Origin of the sequence: Glaciecola sp. 33A, assembly GCF_002836745.1 — a bacterium.
GTDB lineage: Bacteria > Pseudomonadota > Gammaproteobacteria > Enterobacterales > Alteromonadaceae > Glaciecola.
In genome coordinates, this window is sequence record NZ_PJAR01000041.1 from 162,281 (window position 1) to 181,571 (window position 19,291).

Annotated in this window: 16 protein-coding genes; 7 read left to right on the forward strand and 9 right to left on the reverse strand. The window is 43.9% G+C overall.

What is annotated here, in order from left to right:
* Positions 1-678 (reverse strand): isochorismatase family protein, encoded by a 678-nt coding sequence (locus CXF81_RS12330; RefSeq protein ID WP_101181647.1) that lies wholly within the window; start codon positions 676-678, stop codon positions 1-3.
* 258 nt (positions 679-936) lie between these two features.
* Here CXF81_RS12330 and CXF81_RS12335 point away from each other — a divergent pair, with 258 nt between their 5' ends.
* The 3 genes from CXF81_RS12335 to CXF81_RS12345 all read left to right on the forward strand — a co-directional run bounded on the left by CXF81_RS12335 (position 937) and on the right by CXF81_RS12345 (position 3,452).
* The gene (locus CXF81_RS12335) at positions 937-1,716 is read left to right on the forward strand and encodes a GntR family transcriptional regulator (RefSeq protein WP_101181648.1); all 780 of its coding nucleotides are present in this window, start codon (positions 937-939) and stop codon (positions 1,714-1,716) included.
* Positions 1,717-1,867: 151 nt separating this feature from the next.
* Entirely contained in the window at positions 1,868-2,359 is a 492-nt protein-coding gene (locus tag CXF81_RS12340) for a DUF3598 domain-containing protein (protein WP_101181649.1), read from the forward strand.
* 295 nt (positions 2,360-2,654) lie between these two features.
* Positions 2,655-3,452 carry an alpha/beta fold hydrolase gene (locus tag CXF81_RS12345; protein WP_101181650.1) on the forward strand — a complete coding sequence of 266 codons (798 nt, stop codon included), beginning with the start codon at positions 2,655-2,657 and terminating at the stop codon, positions 3,450-3,452.
* Positions 3,453-3,470: 18 nt separating this feature from the next.
* Here the strand turns inward: CXF81_RS12345 and CXF81_RS12350 are convergent, their stop codons facing one another.
* The 6 genes from CXF81_RS12350 to CXF81_RS12375 form a co-directional block, all read right to left on the reverse strand.
* Complete coding sequence (locus CXF81_RS12350) at positions 3,471-5,345, reverse strand: propionyl-CoA synthetase (RefSeq protein ID WP_101181651.1); 1,875 nt, start codon at positions 5,343-5,345, stop codon at positions 3,471-3,473.
* Positions 5,346-5,464: 119 nt separating this feature from the next.
* Positions 5,465-6,337, reverse strand: a complete 873-nt coding sequence (locus CXF81_RS12355) for an oxaloacetate decarboxylase (protein WP_101181652.1) — start codon at positions 6,335-6,337, stop codon at positions 5,465-5,467.
* Complete coding sequence (locus CXF81_RS12360) at positions 6,315-7,253, reverse strand: CoA ester lyase (RefSeq protein WP_101181653.1); 939 nt, start codon at positions 7,251-7,253, stop codon at positions 6,315-6,317. The genes CXF81_RS12355 and CXF81_RS12360 overlap by 23 nt, the downstream gene beginning before the upstream one ends.
* A gap of 19 nt (positions 7,254-7,272) precedes the next feature.
* Positions 7,273-8,469, reverse strand: a complete 1,197-nt coding sequence (locus tag CXF81_RS12365; RefSeq protein ID WP_101181654.1) for a CaiB/BaiF CoA-transferase family protein — start codon at positions 8,467-8,469, stop codon at positions 7,273-7,275.
* Between the two features lie 5 nt (positions 8,470-8,474).
* The gene (locus CXF81_RS12370) at positions 8,475-9,743 is read right to left on the reverse strand and encodes a methylaspartate ammonia-lyase (RefSeq protein ID WP_101181655.1); all 1,269 of its coding nucleotides are present in this window, start codon (positions 9,741-9,743) and stop codon (positions 8,475-8,477) included.
* 10 nt (positions 9,744-9,753) lie between these two features.
* On the reverse strand, positions 9,754-10,701 hold the full coding sequence (locus CXF81_RS12375; protein ID WP_101181656.1) for a phytanoyl-CoA dioxygenase family protein: 948 nt from the start codon (positions 10,699-10,701) through the stop codon (positions 9,754-9,756).
* A gap of 383 nt (positions 10,702-11,084) precedes the next feature.
* Between CXF81_RS12375 and CXF81_RS12380 the strand changes: the two genes are divergently transcribed.
* Both CXF81_RS12380 and CXF81_RS12385 read left to right on the forward strand, forming a co-directional pair.
* Positions 11,085-12,671, forward strand: a complete 1,587-nt coding sequence (locus CXF81_RS12380) for a GMC family oxidoreductase (RefSeq protein WP_101181657.1) — start codon at positions 11,085-11,087, stop codon at positions 12,669-12,671.
* 68 nt (positions 12,672-12,739) lie between these two features.
* A complete protein-coding gene (locus CXF81_RS12385; RefSeq protein ID WP_101181658.1) occupies positions 12,740-14,104 on the forward strand; it encodes an MFS transporter in 1,365 nt (454 codons plus the stop codon).
* A gap of 55 nt (positions 14,105-14,159) precedes the next feature.
* Here CXF81_RS12385 and CXF81_RS12390 read toward each other — a convergent pair whose 3' ends face one another.
* Complete coding sequence (locus CXF81_RS12390) at positions 14,160-15,137, reverse strand: ornithine cyclodeaminase family protein (protein ID WP_101181659.1); 978 nt, start codon at positions 15,135-15,137, stop codon at positions 14,160-14,162.
* A 74-nt stretch (positions 15,138-15,211) separates the two neighbouring features.
* The gene (locus tag CXF81_RS12395; RefSeq protein ID WP_101181660.1) at positions 15,212-15,727 is read right to left on the reverse strand and encodes a cupin domain-containing protein; all 516 of its coding nucleotides are present in this window, start codon (positions 15,725-15,727) and stop codon (positions 15,212-15,214) included.
* 356 nt (positions 15,728-16,083) lie between these two features.
* Between CXF81_RS12395 and CXF81_RS12400 the strand changes: the two genes are divergently transcribed.
* Positions 16,084-16,995 (forward strand): LysR family transcriptional regulator, encoded by a 912-nt coding sequence (locus tag CXF81_RS12400; protein ID WP_101181661.1) that lies wholly within the window; start codon positions 16,084-16,086, stop codon positions 16,993-16,995.
* A gap of 600 nt (positions 16,996-17,595) precedes the next feature.
* The gene (locus CXF81_RS12405) at positions 17,596-19,197 is read left to right on the forward strand and encodes an FAD-binding oxidoreductase (RefSeq protein ID WP_101181662.1); all 1,602 of its coding nucleotides are present in this window, start codon (positions 17,596-17,598) and stop codon (positions 19,195-19,197) included.
* Positions 19,198-19,291: the final 94 nt, after the last annotated feature.

Consider the following 19,291-nt stretch of genomic DNA (forward strand, 5'->3'; position numbering starts at 1 on the left):
TTATTCCCGAATCGCTAACTGTTTGTCTAGCCATTGTATGACCTCGTCAGTGTCCAAAACATCGCAATACTTTAATGATAAATCGGTTAGGTTGGCGTAGTGATAACTTTCGTGTTTATCTGCAACACATTCCTCAGCCACTATTGTTCGATAACCGCGAGACAGCGAGTCTACGCCGGTAGCCCGAATACACCCTGAGGTTGAGCCACCGGTTAGAATAAGCGTATCAACTTGATGCCATACTAGCAACGACTGTAAGGGGGTTTCAAAAAAAGCAGACGGCATTTTTTTCAAATAGACCACGTCTTTGTTATGATCAATATCGAGGCGGTCGTCGAATTCGCTGCGCTGCGAGTCAAATTTTATGTTTTGTAGACTGTCAGGAGTATCCGTTCTAGTACCCCATATGCCGGCATCTTCAGCCGAGTCCATATAGGCTACGTGAGTCCATACTACGGGCCAAGCTAGTTTTCGAAATCGTTCTGAAAGACTATTTATATAGACTAACTGGTTTGGATCTGTTTCATAAGCTGTGTCAAACAGATCGGTGCGCGTATAGGCTTTTTGTGGGTCTATATTTATTAACGCCGCCTTTCGACCAAAGCCAAAACGCTTGCGTGTTGGCTTATTTTTTAAATCCAGATAGATTTGTTTGGCAGTTTTATTAGATGTTTGCACATTATCCTCAATAAAATTTAACTAGACAGGTGAATGAACACCGCTACACTGTATTTGTTTGTCACGAGCATGAAAAATTATTATTAAAGGTATATCAACATAACAATATAATGTAAAGTATTTATGACGAGTTCTACATTAACAAACTGATTACAAATATTCGACTAATGACCTTATTAGTAGTATTTATCTATTGTTGTTGCTTGTATTCGAAATAATGCTTCACTAAAGTCAGTTAAAAAGGCATGTAAGTACCATATGAAAGAAATGTATCCGTTATTAGCATCTTTAAAATCTGAGTGGGAAGTGGTTAGCGACTCCTCTTCAAAAGAGCCACTTTATCATCAACTGTATTTGCTACTTAAAAATACCATTATCAATGGCAGTGCACGGTATGGGGAACAAATGCCGACTGAACTGCAATTGTCTGATGCCTTCGCTGTATCACGTATTACCGTCAAACGAGCAATGGATGACCTCGCTGCTGAAAAGTTGATTGCTCGGCGTCGCGGCAAAGGTTCACATGTTACTTATCAATATGTTCATGAACCAGTGAAAGCTCCACTAGTTGGCATGCTCGAAAATCTAGCAGAAATGGGTAAACACAGCAAAGTTGTAGTCTTAGCCATTGAAAAACTGGTTCCCCCGGCGGCGGTTCGTGAAGAGCTCAATCTTGGCAAAGATGAAAAAGCTGTGAAGGTGATACGTGTAAGAAGTAATGAAAACGGTCAACCGTATGCTTATTATGTGAGCTGGACATTACCGCAAGCAAAAGGCTTAACCAAGAAAAACATCGAAAAGAAAACCCGTCTCGATATTCTTAAAGAAAACGGTATAAAAATTGTTAAAGTTGAACAAACCTTAGCTGCAGAAAATGCCAATTCGTTGGTTGCGTCGCAGTTGCAAGTTAATATTAATACCGCTCTGCTATCGCTTAAACGCCAATCATTCGACTCTAGTGGGGAACTGGTTGATATTTTATATGGCTTATATAATCCTAAACTATTTACCTACAAAATGGTGCTAGGCGCAGACTAGTCGCGTAAAACTGTCCCTACAATTGTAATAGCTTGTATGATTAAAATATTAATGTTATAACATTATCTCATTTGGTTTTTACAATCGCTTTTTTTGTGCGTGTCACAAGGAAACATAAGCAAAGACCTCACTTAACTATGGGAGTTATTACATGTCACTAAAAGAAACAATGCCAATTATTTCAAGCAGTGATGGAGTTTGGGAAGGTTGGTATCGTCACTATGATGCAGATGGAGACAAAATTGACGAGCATACCTCTCGATTACTTTGTCGTTTTCTTGACGAGCATAATTATCATCAAACTAATCAATACTTTTGGCCTGACGGTACGGTCGAAATTAAAGACTTCCCCACTCGAATCGAAAATAATAAGTTAGTCTTTTTTACCCACATCGACGGCTGGGCTGCTGAAGTGCCATTAGATACTTACAACCGCACTGTGATGTTAAATTGGACACGCCACAATGAACCGGATCTTTACCTTTACGAAATGATTCAACACAGCGATTGTCGTAAATTCAGATCAAGAGTGTGGCAATGGTTTAGAGGTGGTCGCTTGTGGAAACGTACTCTAATAGACGAACATTTTGTTAGTCCTGATTGGGCAAAATACGAAGAAAACCCTCAGCCACCCAAGCTATAATTAGTTTTATGCTGCCGCGCCGCTCTGGCGAATAACAGAGCGGGAGCGCATTCCCTACAAATATTTCTGTCTGATGACTATCGTCTTTACATTAACTCTCCTTTGCCGCACTAGCCTTCAACCTTCGAGTCACTTTATTTGTCAAATCGCTTCCTATGATTTTCCCTCATAGCTTAGGCACACCTATGCAATAGAATCAGCTGTAATGCTCTGCTAAAGTATTGAAATAAGGAACCTTGTTCGAATACTAAGTTCCACTTTAACCCGTTGATAAACAATAAACGAAGGATTAATCATGCCCTTAGTGCCAGTTGATGATGTAGAAATATATACAGAAATACACGGTGAAGGACCGAATCTTCTTTTAGTAGCAGGCTTGGGCGGACGCCATGAGTTTTGGATGAAACAGGTGCCGTTTTTATCTCAGCATTTTCGAGTTATCTTACATGACCATAGAGGGGTTGGGCGCAGCACAGCAAACAAAGTAATACTGGGCGCAGAGCATATGGCTGATGATCTAATTGAGCTGATGGATGCACTGGATATCGAAAAAGCGCATCTATTGGGTCATTCTACCGGGGGTGCAATTGGTCAGCACATTGCGTTAAAGGCGCCAGAACGAATAGATAAATTGATACTTAGCAGCAGTTGGGCTGGGCCAGACCCTTACTTACTGCAGTTATTCAATGCGAGGCGCCAAGTGCTGATAAATTGTGGTCCCGCTGCCTACATCACTATGGGTACTTATTTGGCTACTCCATCGTGGTATTTAAGTGAACAAATTAAATCGCCACGATCATTTTTAGAAGACCGAATTAAGGCATTTCCTGGGCTAGAGGTTGAATTGAGTAGATTGGCAGCGGTGCAGTCTCATGACTTACGTACTAGCGTTCACAAGATTTCACATGACACACTCGCTATGGGTGCTAAAGATGATCAGATAACGCCGTTTAGTTTTACTGAGGAACTGGCGGATAAAATACCCAACACGACTTTAAAAATGTTGCAACATGGTGGTCACTTTGCACCTATGACGGTTTCACAAGAATACAATCAAGCTGTGGTCACGTTTTTAACGCAAAGTGAGACATAAGTCGCATGATATGAAGCGCTACAAAAACATAATAATAAAGTCATCTAGGCTGGCAGGATCATCAATCGTTGAGGGCACCGCATACGACTCACCTTGAGCTACTTGACGAATCACTTTGCGCAGTATTTTACCCGAGCGTGTTTTTGGCAGGCGAGACACCACGTGCAGATGCTTGAAGCATGCAATGGCACCTATTTCCTTTCTAACCAGTGACACTACTTCATTGTTCAAGTCAGCTGCGGATATACTAACGCCGTCTTTTAAAATTGCAAAGCCCGTAGGTACTTGTCCCTTTAAACTGTCTTCAACACCCACCACTGCGCATTCTGCTATCGCACTGTGTGAGCCTACGATTTCTTCAATTCGTCCCGTAGACAAACGATGTCCAGCAACGTTTATTACATCATCAACACGACCCATAACAAATAAGTAGCCCTCATCATCGAAATAACCGGCATCACCAGATAAATAATAGTTCTTAAACTGGGTTAAATATAGCTCTTTAAAGCGCTTAAATCCCCTCCAAATCCCCGGTGTACAACCAGGTGGTAGTGGCAGCTTAATAGCAATGTTACCTTGCTCTCCAATAGGCAATTGTTTACCTTTATCATCTAAAATCTCGACGTTAAACCCAGGTGTAGGCACACATGACGAGCCCGGCTTGGTGGGGAGTAACTCGATTCCTGTCATGTTAGCTGCGATAGCCCAACCTGTCTCTGTTTGCCACCAGTGATCTACAATAGGTATTTTGAACTTTTCGTTTAGCCAATAATAGGTTGGCGGATCGAGTCTTTCACCCGCAACAAATATTGTTTGTAAACTCGATAGGTCATGAACTTTGGCTAACTCTGCGTTTGGGTCTTGTTTTCTGATTGCGCGAAAAGCAGTTGGTGCTGCAAAAATGGCCTTCACTTTATATGCTTCTATTACTCGCCAAAATGCTCCTGTATTTGGCGTACCTACCGGCTTTCCTTCATACAATATTGTTGTGCAGCCATGTATTAATGGCGCGTAAACTATATAGGAATGGCCAACTACCCAACCTACGTCTGAGGCAGCCAAGAAGACATCGCCAGCCTGCATATTGTAAATTGCTTGCATGCTATATTTGAGCGCAACCGCATGGCCACCGTTGTCACGGATAATGCCTTTTGGAGCGCCTGTTGTCCCTGAGGTGTATAATATATATAAAGGGTCGGTGGCTTTCACCGGCACACAGGCAGTCGGTTTGGCATTAAACACGAGATCTTGCCAATCAAGGTCTCTTTTAGCACTGAGTAAAGCCAATCCTTGCGCGCGCTGAAAAATAACACAATGCTTTGGTTGAAATTGAGAGATACGTAGCGCGTCATCTAGCATTGGTTTATACTCAATTACTTTGTTAGGTTCTAATCCACACGATGCCGCTAATATTATTTTTGGCTCTGTGTCGTCAATTCTAACCGCAAGCTCGTTTGCCGCAAAACCACCAAATACCACTGAGTGAATTGCACCTAAACGCGCGCAAGCTAACATTGCAAAAACCGCTTGGGGGATCATTGGCATATAGATTAAAACCGTATCGCCTTTCCCCACACCCAAGGCTTTAATTGCGCCAGCAAGCTTTTCGACTTCAGCCAGCATTTCAGCATAAGTAAACTGCGTAAAAGTTTCGGCCAGCGGAGAGTCATAAATTAACGCAGCAACATCAGCTCTTCCATTAGCCACATGAAAATCTAAGGCTAAATGGCAAGTATTTAATTCACCGTCTGCAAACCAACGATGTATGCCATTATCATCTCGGCTCAATATCGACTCAGGCTGTTTGAACCAATCGATATCTTTAGATTTCCGTTGCCAAAACGACTCAACATCCTCAACGGATTGTTGATATTCTTCCTGATAAAGTCTCATGTAAAGCCTCTTAAAATATGATTGGTTTTTTGCTTTGAGCGCTTTGTAAACGTTCTTGCAACTAACAAATACTCGCTAATGTCAGTGACGTCCTGGTTGGAATTATATAAATAGACAGGTTATTGAGCAGCGTATTTGCTGGCAGCATCAAGCAAGTCATCGCTACCAAGTAATGTATTCATGTCTTTCAATTCAACCATTTTTTGCTGCCAAGCGGTGGTGCTACCTTCTTGTAAAATGTGTTGTAACAATGCCGGGGCTTGCTTGACAAATAAATGCAGCAAAGCGACTGGATAAAGTGCAATTTTGTAGCGTAAATCCGCTAATTCACTCGCCCCTGCAACAGGAGAACCTCCGCCCTCTACGAGGTTATGCATCAACGGTATTTTGTCAGCAAAAGTGTTTCCAATAATTTTCATTTGTTCGACCGATGCCACAGCTTCAATAAATAGTACGTCGCAACCAGCCTCTACATATTTGTGAGCGCGTTCCATGGCATCATCAAAACCATTGATACCTAGTGCGTCGGTGCGCGCCACGATAAGGGTATCGTTATTGTTGCGAGCATCCAGTGCAGCTTTTATTTTACCTACCATCTCACTAGCACTAATAACTTGTTTGCCAGCCATATGACCACAACGCTTGGGCGCAAGCTGATCTTCCATTTGCAGGGCCGATGCACCCGCGCGCTCAAAGGTTTCGACTGTACGACGCACATTCAGTGCGTTACCAAAACCTGTGTCCATATCGACTATTAACGGAATAGTAGAACGTTCGCGAATAACTGCGACAGTATCTGCGACTTCCGTCGCGGTAACTAAGCCCATGTCGGGCCGACCGAAACGTGAAAATGACAAGCTACCGCCCGATAAAAAAGCCGCAGGAAAGCCTGCTTTTTCTACTAATACGGTGGATAGCCCGTCGTATATACCAGGGACTTTTATAACAACGTTATTGGCTAAAATGGCTCTAAGAGCCTTTGCGTGATCCATGGATAAATGCCTCAGATAATAATTTTTTTGCACGATGATAGACGGGTGCGTCGATCATTTTTCCTGCCACTTCAACGGCGCCTTTACCTTGGCTCTGGCCAAGCTCATATGCTTTTACAATCAAGCCGGCTTGATCAATTTCTGCAGATATTGGCTGATAGACCTCATTTACAATGTCAACTTGCTTAGGGTGAATACAAAAAACACCGTCAAACCCCATAGATTTGCCACTAGAAATAGATGCTCGTAACATCGATAGATTGGAGTAGTCGGCAATGCTTGCAGGAAAGCCGAAAGCTAAAACACCGATCGATTTAGCTGCAAGGACTAATTGCTGAGCGGGATAAAACAGATTTTCCGGGCTTGCTTGCATGCCAGTATCAAGACAAAAATCTTCAGTGCCGAAAAACAGTGCCGCCAGTCGGCTACAACCCTCGCCCCACTGTGATGATTTTTGCAATGCTTGAGCAGATTCAACCATGGCAATCAAGGCAATCCCATTTTCTGGCAAGTTGCGCTCCTGTTCTAATTTAAGAATAAGCTCGTCGATTAATATTAATTGGTCGATACCAATAACTTTGGGCACTACAATTGCGGCGGTACCGGTTATCACCACGACTTCTAAATCGGCGACGCAAGCACGTAAATCGCTATTTATTCTGACACAAACCTCACAGTTTGCGCTGCGCAGTAAGGCAACATAAAGCGGGTAGTTTTGCCGCGCATGTTGTTTTTTATTTTTAGGAACGCTATCTTCTAAGTCAAGTGCAATGGCACTAGCGCCTTTATTTATGCAAGAATTTATGAACCGCTCTTCATGCGCAGGCACAAACAACAGCGATCGCCAGTGCATGATCGTGTGTAAAATTTGCTTTTTGCTAGCGGGCTTGTATATGTTGTGTTTTGTAAATGACATTTTTTACCACCTTTTGCTTTTAGGGCCTAGTGATGGGCTTAATCACGGGCTGCTCTAGCGGCATAGCGAATTCAGCCCTGATCGCATCAGAATGCTCTCCAACACTCGGCACACGGCCAAAAGTAGCGGACTCAAGTTCATAACTATGTTCAATCGGCGGTGCAATTATTTGCGCGGTTTTCCCTGACTGTAAAGTTACCTCGCGGCGTTTGAGTTGTGGATGCACTGAAAAATCCTCCACTGAGTTCAAGGCGCCAAAAGCGATTGACGCAATTTGTAAACGCGCCACCATTTCATCGCGAGTGTGAGCACAAAACACGGTATTGATGTGTCGATCTAAATCTGCACGATTGTCGACGCGTACTGCTACATTTTTGTACTCAGGCGCATTAGAAAGTCCTTTATTGTGTAATACTAGCTCGCAAAACCGAGTCCACTCGCGTTCATTCTGAATAGAAATAACCACGATTTCATTATCACTTGTAGTATAACCACCATAGGGCGCAATACTCGGATGATGCAAACCTGAACGCTTAGGTGCTCCTGCGCCATATACAGATTGCAAGTAGGGTACAGACATCCAGTCAGCCGCGGTACTAAACAGCGATACGAGAACACTCGATCCTTTGCCCGTTTGGGCTCTCACCAATAATGCATTTTGAATACCAATTACTGCATTCATGCCAGCGCCAATATCACACACCGAAACGCCAATTCTGCCATAGCCCTCGGGCGAGCCGTTAATTGATACTAAACCGCTTTCGCACTGCACCAGAAAATCATAGGCTTTCATATTACGATAGTCGCCCTGCGTGCCATAGCCGCTAATATCGCACGTAATAAGCTGCGGGTATTTTTCTCGCAGGCTGCCTGAGCTAAGTCCTGAGCGTTCTAATGCGCCTGGGGCTAAATTTTGAATAAAAATGTCTGCTTGGCTGAGTAAGCGATGCAGCAACTCGGCGTCGTCTTTATTTTTGAAATTGAGTTTAAGCGACTCTTTGCCATGATTCGCCCACACAAAGTAGGCAGATTCGCCTTTAACAGATTTGTCGTAATTGCGCGCAAAATCACCTTCTTCGCGCTCTACTTTAATTACCCGCGCACCGCCTTGGGCCAAATGGCAAGAACAGAGGGGTGCAGCAACTGCTTGCTCTATCGACACCACTAATAAACCAGCAAAAGGCTTAGGCGCTTTACTATCATTATTTGAATTCATAACACCTACCCAACAGCATAATTAGTATGTAACTGTGGTTGCTTGTCCTTCAAGACTTGAATAGTGCGCGCCATCTCATTACCGACAATGGTCATACCTTCGTCAAAACCCATTCCGGGTTTAACTAACATTAAATCAGGTCTAGATGCCAGAGCAAGATGGGTACATACCTGTGCTGAAATATCGGTTTCATTACAGGTACCTCCTTGATAGGCTTCGATGCCGTGTTTACGGCTATACAAAACGGCCTCTACTGTGTTGTGCACAGCGCCAAGATCGGGCGTTTTAATTTGCACCATATGACAACAATCGGCATCGACAAAGTCAATCACGTCTTGATAAGTGTTGCACCATTCGTCTGCAACAATTTTTGCGCGAGAGCCTAGCGATGCCAGTGAGGTCTTGATGGTTCTCAGCATTTCTATCTGTTTAGCTTTGTTACCTGCGTCGATGGGTCCTTCAATATATAATTGATAATCGCCAGCTGTATCTTGAAGACGTGCAATATAGTCACTAATTTTTTGTGGTTCATTACTGAAAATGTCACCAATCATGCCATATACATCAATGTGCAGATCAGGTCGATAGTGCTCATCCGGTTTGTGCAAATCGATGCGCTTTACCAACCAATCTACGTAATTTAGTAACGCCTCACCGTCCTTGCCTATCTTGCTAAGTGAATTAATCAGCGCGTGGGGCAAGGCATCAACTCTTTTTAATATCATTTTATCGACACAGTCATAACGATCGTCGCCACTTTGCGCAAACAGCTTTACTTTATCTGCGATGACCGGCAAGGCATATTCTGAACAGATGACTTCTGCCTTCAAGCACACATTTGCTAATGCAGTCGCATCTAGTAAAGCCTGAGATATACCATAGCGAATAGCCGTATGCATGGGATTACCATCAACCATTAATTCATCGAAATAACGTGAGTTAGGTATAAATCTGTCAACACATAGGCCAAGCAATAGCTGCGCAATGTTGTTTCTAAGAAAGGAAATATAAGTGTCGCCAATGAAAACGGGGTCTCTGCCGCTCGCGCCAGAATACTGCACGGCAACACAGTCGCCCCTAGCTATAAGGCCATTTTCAAGATGCAGCAGCACAGAAATACATTCTCCAGCTTGACGCACAGAACTAAATCCACTTGTGATTGGCTTGCCTTCATAGATGAATCCATCTTGTGTTGCTCCCGCTTTCACCGCCGCTTGATCATCAAAGTAAAAAGCTGAAAATCCTTTCACAAAAGTCACTTTTACAATTTTCATTATATCGCGCCTAGGTATTATTCTTAGCAGCCAGATCGCCTTGCGCTTCTTTCTCTTTAAATGTTTTGAAGGTGTCATATTCGTTAACACCTTTCATGTCGCGGCGCGGCCAACGGGTGGCAAACTCACGCGGATAATCCGCATCGGTATCACATTGTCCATCTTGCGACCATAGCAGCGGAAAATGCGAGCCCATGGGTTTTTCGCCCTCTAACATTTCGTCAAAACTCACGCCTGCTAAGTTAACGCAGTCTGGACGAGGCGCCCAGCGAATATCATCGCCAAACATGCGCAGTGATATTGCCACTCGCCAGTCATCAGTTGGATTGCCGCTAGAATAATGCAAGGTCCGTGGGTGCACCACTAATAGGTCGCCAGCATCCATGTCCCAGCTCAGAAACTCGGTCTTACCGTCATTGCGTAACTTTTCGCAATCAGGATGTGGTACTCGATCATCGGGTTTTATCATTTTTCGCGCGTTCGATGAAAACAGCCAATAGGGCGTATGTTGCTTATGTGAGCCAGCAATACATTCGAGACTATTAGCTTTTGTAATAGGGGTAAGAGGCAGCCACAGCGACGGCACCATTTCTCCTGAAACAGGCCAACCCATATGATCACTATGCCATATGGTCTTAGCATCTGACTGTGGTGGTTTGGCAAACACTTCATCGAAGAAAAAGCGCATTTCTTTTGACTCCAACAACTGCCCACATACCTGAGCTATTGGTGATTCAAATACGAGACGGCGATACTGTTCAATCGTGCGCGCCAAGTTGCGTCCCGGAAATGTGGGTAATAGTCCAAAATCTTCTTTGTCGACAATTAATCGACGTGCTACGGGTAGCAGTTCATCTACCCAATCGCTATTAAGTACACCACGCAGGCAAACAACGCCATCGCGATGGTAGGTATCTATATCTGCTTGGGAAACTGGGTTAAGTGGTTTCTTGTTCATGGCCAAAATTACGCCCCTTAGTTATCAAAAATACAATTACTTTGTACGCTCTACATTATTGGCTTATACCAATAATATCCAATGAATGTTTAGGCAGACTATATAGATAGGATGCATGGCACTGTAAACAGAGCGTATGAATTTTGCACGATACTACCTATGGATTTAGTTACTTAGTATGATGATAATTCGAGCTTTGTTTGAATTAGCCTGAAATGCATAGGTTAATACTCAATTGTAATTGGTAGCGATTATCATTCCTGTGTAAAGTAATATTCAACGCAAATGTTAGCTGGATGTTGCACAATGAAGTTTACTTATGTATGGCACTGCAAAATAAGTGCAACCACCCGCTTTATTAATTTACAAGAGCACTGCTACTAATGTCACATTACGATTATATTGTTGTTGGTGCGGGCTCTGCAGGCTGTGCGTTGGCCGCGCGTCTCGCTGAAAATCAAAAACACACTGTTTTACTGCTAGAAGCAGGCGGCACTGACTGGAATCCAGCAATCCATATTCCCGCTGGTGTTGTGAGCCTCATTGGCAACAAATCTTATGATTGGGCGCACCTTGCACAGCCGGATGCTTCGCGTGGCAACTTAGTCGATCTTTGGCCCGCAGGAAAGGTTATGGGGGGATCCTCATCCATCAATGGCATGCTCTTTGTTCGCGGTAACCCACGTGATTTTGACGACTGGGCGGCCAATGGCAATCCGGGTTGGTCTTACGCCGAAGTGCTGCCATATTTTCGCAAAATGGAGTCAACTGAATTTGGTGATGAAGAGATTCGGGGTCGCAATGGCCCCCTTCATGTAGAACCCTTGCGCACTCGGCATGTTATGAGCGAGCGCTTTGAGTCTGCAGCCTGTGAAGCCGGGCTTACTTATAACGATGATTATAACGGTCAGGCACAAGATGGTGTTGGACCGCCGCAAGTTACTCAACGAACAGGTATGCGTTGGAGTGCAAAACGCGCGTATTTATCTAATAAACGTGACAATCTAACCATCGTAACGCGCGCAGAAGTCCAGAATATTGTGATTGAAGGCAAGCGTGCGGTTGGTGTCGTCTACCGACATGGCAAGAGTGAAATAGAAGTACGCGCGGGACAAGAGATTATTTTGTCAGCCGGCGCACTTGCATCACCTAAGATCTTAATGCTTTCGGGCATAGGCCCAGCTGCGGATCTTAAAGAACATGGTATTGAGGTGATAATTGATGCCCCAGGTGTTGGCAGTAATCTGATGGATCATCCGAATGCCAATATGAGCTGGGACGTCAAACCACGCACTTACAACGTTGAGGTGCGCAGTTGGCGAGCCCCTTTTCATGCGCTCAACTGGCTATTTCGTCGCCGCGGTCCACTAACGAGTCCGTATCCACATTCAGTAGCCTTTATAAAATCTTCTCCAGAATTAGAATCTCCAGACATACAGCTAATGTTTGGGCCATTTGCATTTGCCTTTTCACCTGAAGGTGTTGTGCCCTATAAACTGCCAGCGGTAACGGTAGTGGCGACCCTGAATTATCCTAACGCCAGGGGCCGATTAAAATTAAGTTCAGCCTCTGTGAATGCGCCCACCATTATTGAACATGAGCTGTTGGCCGAAGAGGAAGATATACGGCGCCTAACAAATGCATGCCGATTTGTACGAAGCATTTTTGAACGTCCAGCATTAGCAAATGACGTGATTGGTGAGCGCTTGCCAGGCTCAAATATCAATAGCGATGTTGAATGGGCAGACTATCTACGCACGTCCACATTTCTTGGCTATCACCCATGTGGGACCTGTGCAATGGGACCCAACGGTGTGGTCGATGAACGTCTACGCGTACGCGGAATTGAGCGACTTCGCGTCGTTGATGCGTCAATTATGCCAATGCCCATATCGGGTAATACTAATGCCGCTACGATTATGATTGGCGAAAGAGCTGCCGATCTTATTATTGAAGATAGTAAACGCTAATTGCCCATAACGAATGATAGGGTATAACAATAAGATGCGCATCGCTTGATTGCACATAAAGGCTGACCATGACTCAAAATACGTTAGACACATCCCCAAATACGATGCTTCCCATAAAGAAACCGGGTGAAGGTTATGCTTGGTTTGTTGTCGTTGTGCTGAGTTTCGCGACTATTGTTAGCTATATCGATAGACAAGTAATTAATCTGTTGGTTGAACCAATCAAAGCGAGCCTAAGTATCAGTGACACTGAAATAAGCCTGTTACAGGGCTTTTCGTTCGCGATTTTTTATGCCGTATTGGCGCTGCCCATTGCTAGGCTTGCTGATACTGGCAAGCGCACTAGGCTAATTAATTTTGGTATTATAACGTGGACTCTGGCCACTTTTTCTTGCGGTCTTGCCATCGGCTTTTGGACGTTATTTTTAGCCCGTGTATTTGTAGGAGCTGGTGAAGCAACCTTGACGCCGTCTAGCTATTCCATTATTGGTGATTACTTTCGCAAAGACCGTTTGCCATTGGCAATCAGTGTGTTTGTGAGTGCGTCTTTTATAGGTTCTGGTGTAGCGTTACTTGCTGGTGCTTATGTGATCAGTCTTGTAGAAAGCTTTGGTGTGGTCAACTTACCCATACTGGGTGAATTAGAATCTTGGCAGCTAATTTTCATGCTGGTGTCACTTCCTAGTATTTTACTACTACTGCTTATGCGCTTAGTTAAAGAACCGACGCGTATCAATGTGGCTGGTAAAACCGCTGCTGAGACTACGTTTAAACAAGTTTTTGTTTATATTGGTGAGAACCGTCGCGTGTATATAGCAATATTTGTCGGCTTTACTTTAATGGCCTCAGCGCAATTTGGTATTGGCGCATGGACGCCTTCTTTCTTTATTCGTACTTTTGCTTGGACGCCAACTGAAATTGGCACCGCGCTGGGTTTGTTAACTACATTTTGTAGTACCAGTGGGGTACTTTTTGGTGGTTGGTTTAGTGGCTTTTTAACCAGAGCGGGGGTTGGTGGTTCTAATTTCTTAGTGTCGATTGGAGCGGCGTTGGCGTGTATTCCATTCGCGATTGCCTTTCCACTGCAAAGCGAAGCGGCCTACTCTCTTGCTTTCTTAGGTCCTGTGCTGTTTTTTGGTGCGATGCCGTTTGGCGCGGGTACCTCAACATTACCGCAGATTGCACCGAACAGAATGCGTGCTCAGGTAGTCGCTATATATTTGCTTTTTGCCAACCTGTTTGGCTTCACCGTAGGGCCAACAATCATTGCTTTGATGACCGATATTGTTTATCAAGATCCAATGCTAATTCGATACTCTCTTGCCACAGTGTTGCCAATAATGCTGTTATGTGGAGCAGGGGTGGTTGCTTCAGGAGTAAGACATTACAAAGCGCTTTTAGATGAACAAGCTTTAGTAGCGGATGGTAAATGATTTACCAAGTCAGGTTTTTATAGTTAGGTTATTAGTTAACGTAAATTTCAGCTTACTACCAATCAATGCTGACTCCCTTATTGAGTTGCAGTGCGTTATTTAACGCGCAACTGGCTGCGGCGAGATCCTGTGCGGCAACACCTAATGACTTGTAAACTGTAATGTCAGTAGCTGATTGACGACCGGGTTTTTGCCCTGCCAACACTTCACCAATTTCACCTATAATATGCTCTTGGGTAATCGCGCCTTGTTCAATAGCATTGAGTAGCTCGCCAGCCTGAGCCATTGCGGATATGCGATAGTCAATATAAAAACGCGAGCGTTTAACCACCTCAGTATCGGCTTCAGCGGAAGTGCGCAATGCCGCGCCAACCAGATTGACATGCGTACCAGGGGTAAGCCATTCACCCTTTAATATTGGACTCGTCGCAGAGGTCACCGTGCATACAATATCCGCGGCAGTCACCGCAGTTTCAGCGTCTTCTGCAACCTGTATTTGGATCGAATCAGGTAAATTTTGTGCGTCAACAAAAGCTTGCGCGCGCTCAACTGAACGACCCCACACAATAATTTTTTTCAATGGTCGTACCGCAAGCATGGCTTTTAGGTGATGCTGCGCCTCTTCGCCGCAGCCCAGTAAAGTTAAAGTTTCTGCGTTCTCACGTGCCAACTGACGCGTTGCGAGGCCACTAGCGGCAGCGGTTCTAATTGCCGTTAGCTCGCCGCCATGCAACATCGCCAGTGGAATACCATGCTCAGCGTCAAAAATCATCACCGCGCCCACATGTGTGCCATAAGGGCTGTTGGCTTCGCGAGGAAATCTACTCACAATTTTAACACCAAAACTAGCAGGTTTACCCACATAACCAGGCATCAGAGTAAACTTGCCTGCAGTATTTGGAATTTGTATAAACTGCCTAAGTGGCATAATAACATCGCCACAAGACACGCTTTGCATGGTATCGCTGAGTGCATCTATACATTGAGCGTGACTTAAACTCTCCATAACAGCGGTTTTATTTAATAAAAGCATAGTGATTTTAGTTCCACTGGTAAAGGAAAGGGATGCTGTAAATAGTTTTTCGTAATGGGGTATCCTCTACGCGACTACTTATTTGTTTTTATATCGGGTTTTGGGGGAATTATCCCAAGCTGCTGCATAACATTTATAGCGCTTTGTGGCCGAGGAAACGGCTCAGGTGCGACTTCATTTGGCTGACGAGGTTTACCAATAGCGCGGAAGAAGTGCTCCAGGGCGGGCGGGAAAAACACCCAAAACATGCGTAAATCGGTATCGCCTGTGTTTTCGATAGTGTGCTCAGCATAGCGACCAAACAAAACGGTTGTTTCGGGCGATAATTCATAGGTTTTACCTTCAATTTGGCAACGCCCAGTGCCTTCATACACGAAAATGAGCTCGTGATTATGAGTGTGAGCATGCTTACGTACGTGGCATCCTGGCGGCATAACCTGAATCCCAGATGTGAAATTATCATAGGGCATGGTTTCTGTTGTGAGCTTTAATGTGACATAGCCATTTGAGGGCTGGGGCTGCCAGATTGATTCGCCTTCCTCTGGACCAACTACAGACCACCACGCTTGTTTTATCATATCGTTAGACATAAGTGAGCTTCCTTCAATGAATAATTTATTAACAATAAGGATCTGCTCATGTATCGAGCGACCTCTTATGCAACAAGGCTATCCCAACTCTACCTAATATCGCACGTTATGATTTTCTGAAATAATGAAATATACACTCTTTGTCATGCAGATAAGGTATAGCTCTGTCATATATATTTGAATTATATTTAAAAAAATTAAAAGACTGTATATTATATCAATATGCTAATGTATATTCTTAGTCAGGGTGTTTTTTGAACATCAACTTTACTAATTTCTCTTTTTTAACGATATACGCAAATAATTTACGCACTACTTATAAACGGTTTAACAGCACTACAAGAGGTTAATTTAAAATGGAAATTCGTCAACTTCGCCATTTGGTTGCCGCAATAGATGAAAAGTCCTTGATACGCGCCGCCGAGTCTGTATTCATAACACAACCGGCGCTGACTAGAAGCCTGCAAAATCTTGAGCATGAACTCGGCGTAGAGTTACTAAAACGTTTGCCTCGAGGAGTAGTGGCAACAGAAGCGGGTGAAACAGTCTATCGTCATGCTAATTTGGTACTCAAGGAAATCAGCACAATAAAAGCTGATGTGTCTTTGCTTGGCAAAGGTATTACGGGTAATTTAAAAATGGGCGTAGGAGCATTATTTGCGCAGCACATAGTAGACGATGTAATTTGGCAATTGGCTACTAGTCAATCAGAGTTGAACATGGAGATTACGGTTGGCACTTTTGAGGGCCTGCTGAACGATTTAGTAGAGGGTACTTTGGATGTCCTAATTACGAATCTACCAGCGGTCGAAATGCCTGATTATCTTATTGTTGAGCCCCTAGGCGAATTAACCGCGGTGTTTGTTACCAAGAAAGACCATCCTCTGGCACAAAAAGAACTCTGTGAGTTAAAAGATCTTGAGAAGGCTCGCTGGGTAATTGTTGATCAACCGCATTCTATGGAAATGTTTAAGCAGTTTTTTCTTTCCCGAGGAATGGCAACGCCGGTCAATTTGTTACGCACTAATTCCTTAGGTTTAATCACTTCTATTCTGAAAAAAGGTGGTTTTGTTAGTATTCTTCCTCGGCATTTGGTGCGTGAATCCTTCATGCATGGGGGGTTGGTTGAACTGAAGGTAGAGACCCCTATGATTACCCGAAAGTTTGGTCTCATGTACCGTGAAGATATTGCTGGCAGGGCTGCTATGCAACCTTTTTTATCAGGCATGAGGAACGCTTGTATTAACATTAAATCGGGAACACTGTAATAATAAAGTTTGCTAGGACTATTGTTTTGAACTACTGCAGTCTAGCTTAAGTAATTCTAACTATTTCTCCATAGGCGCATTCTAAAATACCTTTTGTTGTCCGCCAGATTTAATCCTCATCTAATCTCAGTTTGTACCTGAGTTGTCAGTCAAATTTCTAATACCATTATGTTTACGAAGATGACTTTAAAATTTGTAAATACAAGGTCTAAATAATTTCGCATAACGGTATGTTTGAGTAAAAAATATTACAAAAACTATAAGTTAATTCACTAGTAGATCTGAAAAAATCCAAATTTTTAGTTTAAGTTCATGATAAAAATAACTATTCATTAACTATTAAGTGAGTTTTTCCGATCAAACTAAAAGATTGAATGTTATAATGATATATATTAATATCATTATTGTTCTTAGGGTTTTGACATGTATCAAAACCAGTTTTTTGCTAATAAAACTGACTTAAATGGACATTTACGCCACCGTTTTGAACTTCAAGGCATGGCTCAAGTTGCTAATACTTAAAAAAATACGAACAGTGATAACCGCATCTTTAGCTAAATGTCGCTATTCCTTAAATACACAAATGATCATTAGAAACTTATGAATAATAAAGATAGCGCCCAAGACCAGTCTTTACTCATTAACCTGTGTGATGAGTTGAGCGTTATTGTCGGTAGCAAGTACTTGCTCACCGATTCTGCTAGTTGTCTCTTGTACTCACAAGATATTTACAGCCGAGGTGTTCAGGCTCTGGCCGTTGCTCAACCAGCTAATACTCAAGAACTTGCGGCCTTGGTTGGACTAACAGTTGCCGCTGGGTGTGCGGTAGTGCCGCGCGGTGGTGGTATGTCGTATACTGGAGGCTATTTGCCGGTACACAAAGATACCGTGGTCGTTGATATGCTGCGAATGAACCGGGTCCTTGAAGTTAATAGTGAGGATATGTTCGTTACGGTAGAGTGCGGCTGTACTTGGGAAAAGCTCTATAAGACTCTGCTAAATACAGGTTTGCGGACTCCTTTTTGGGGTACCTTATCGGGCCTTAAGGCGACAGTAGGGGGTGGACTTTCGCAAAATTCCTTGTTCTGGGGCTCAGGCCAGTTCGGTTCAGCAGCAGACTCTGTACTGAGCTTAGATGTCGTTCTAGCAGATGGCTCTGTGCTCAACACGGGAAGCGCATCTCAGCGAAATAGCAGTCCATTTTTTCGCCACTTTGGGCCAGACTTGACGGGGCTTTTCACCAGTGACACGGGGGCACTTGGCTTTAAGGCAACGGCCACACTGCCACTCATTCCGGATTTGCCAGCCAAAGAATATCTCGCATTTGATTTCAAAGATGCTGCCTCAGCGCTTGCGGCAATGAGCGATGTTGCGCGGCACAAACTGGCTATGGAATGCTTCGCTTTTGACCCTTTCCTTCAACGCCAACGGATGAAGCGACAGAGTCTTAGTGCAGATGTGAAGTCCTTGGCCGGCGTCATGAAATCTTCTGGATCGATGCTAGGCGCGATTGTCGATGGTGCTCGGGTGGCATTAGCAGGTCGCGGATATATGGACGATGTTGACTTTTCAGTGCAGTTTATTGTGGAAGACAGAAACGAACCTGCAAGCGCTGACCGCGCCGCGGGCATTCGTAAACTTTGTACTGCTTATGCGTGCAAGGAAATTGAAAACAGCATTCCGAAGATCACTCGAGCCAATCCGTTTGGACCGCTGAATAGTATGCTCGGACCTGAGGGGGAGCGATGGTTACCGATACACGGCATGTTTCCTCATTCGAAGATTCAGAAAGCTTACCTCGCAATTGAAGCATTATTTGATCGACACCGCGAGCGTAGCGACAAATTAGGCATTGGTACTGGTTATTTGTTTGCTACCGTTGGCACTAACGGTTTTATATTAGAGCCCGTATTTTTTTGGCCTGACGAAATTGATGCAATCCACAAAGCTAGCGTTGAGCCCAAGCATTTAGCCAAATTGAAGGGCTTTAATGCCAACCCTAAAGCCCGTGAAATGGTTGCGTTGTTGCGTGGCGAATTGATTGAATTACTCAGTGAACTTGGGGCTGTTCACACGCAGATTGGCAAGTCCTACAGATACCGCGAGGGCCTCAAGCCAGGTGCGTGGGAGTTAATACAATCTTTGAAGAAGGTTTTGGACCCGACGGGTAGAATAAACCCAGGTTCATTGGGTCTGGACTAGTTCGTATCACGATGGTAAATCTGAACACAGAGGTAGTGATAAGGGGTCCATCTTAAAGAATTCATGCTAGATAGGAGTGTTTTCAATGACAAAA

What these genes read in the sequence shown, in the direction of transcription:
- CXF81_RS12335 (WP_101181648.1), top strand. Translation starts at nt 937, where the DNA reads ATGAAAGAAATGTATCCGTTATTAGCATCTTTAAAATCTGAGTGGGAA.
- CXF81_RS12340 (WP_101181649.1), top strand. Translation starts at nt 1,868, where the DNA reads ATGTCACTAAAAGAAACAATGCCAATTATTTCAAGCAGTGATGGAGTT.
- CXF81_RS12345 (WP_101181650.1), top strand. Translation starts at nt 2,655, where the DNA reads ATGCCCTTAGTGCCAGTTGATGATGTAGAAATATATACAGAAATACAC.
- CXF81_RS12350 (WP_101181651.1), bottom strand. Translation starts at nt 5,345, where the DNA reads ATGAGACTTTATCAGGAAGAATATCAACAATCCGTTGAGGATGTTGAG.
- CXF81_RS12355 (WP_101181652.1), bottom strand. Translation starts at nt 6,337, where the DNA reads ATGGATCACGCAAAGGCTCTTAGAGCCATTTTAGCCAATAACGTTGTT.
- CXF81_RS12360 (WP_101181653.1), bottom strand. Translation starts at nt 7,253, where the DNA reads ATGTCATTTACAAAACACAACATATACAAGCCCGCTAGCAAAAAGCAA.
- CXF81_RS12365 (WP_101181654.1), bottom strand. Translation starts at nt 8,469, where the DNA reads ATGAATTCAAATAATGATAGTAAAGCGCCTAAGCCTTTTGCTGGTTTA.
- CXF81_RS12370 (WP_101181655.1), bottom strand. Translation starts at nt 9,743, where the DNA reads ATGAAAATTGTAAAAGTGACTTTTGTGAAAGGATTTTCAGCTTTTTAC.
- CXF81_RS12375 (WP_101181656.1), bottom strand. Translation starts at nt 10,701, where the DNA reads ATGAACAAGAAACCACTTAACCCAGTTTCCCAAGCAGATATAGATACC.
- CXF81_RS12380 (WP_101181657.1), top strand. Translation starts at nt 11,085, where the DNA reads ATGTCACATTACGATTATATTGTTGTTGGTGCGGGCTCTGCAGGCTGT.
- CXF81_RS12385 (WP_101181658.1), top strand. Translation starts at nt 12,740, where the DNA reads ATGACTCAAAATACGTTAGACACATCCCCAAATACGATGCTTCCCATA.
- CXF81_RS12390 (WP_101181659.1), bottom strand. Translation starts at nt 15,137, where the DNA reads ATGCTTTTATTAAATAAAACCGCTGTTATGGAGAGTTTAAGTCACGCT.
- CXF81_RS12395 (WP_101181660.1), bottom strand. Translation starts at nt 15,727, where the DNA reads ATGTCTAACGATATGATAAAACAAGCGTGGTGGTCTGTAGTTGGTCCA.
- CXF81_RS12400 (WP_101181661.1), top strand. Translation starts at nt 16,084, where the DNA reads ATGGAAATTCGTCAACTTCGCCATTTGGTTGCCGCAATAGATGAAAAG.
- CXF81_RS12405 (WP_101181662.1), top strand. Translation starts at nt 17,596, where the DNA reads ATGAATAATAAAGATAGCGCCCAAGACCAGTCTTTACTCATTAACCTG.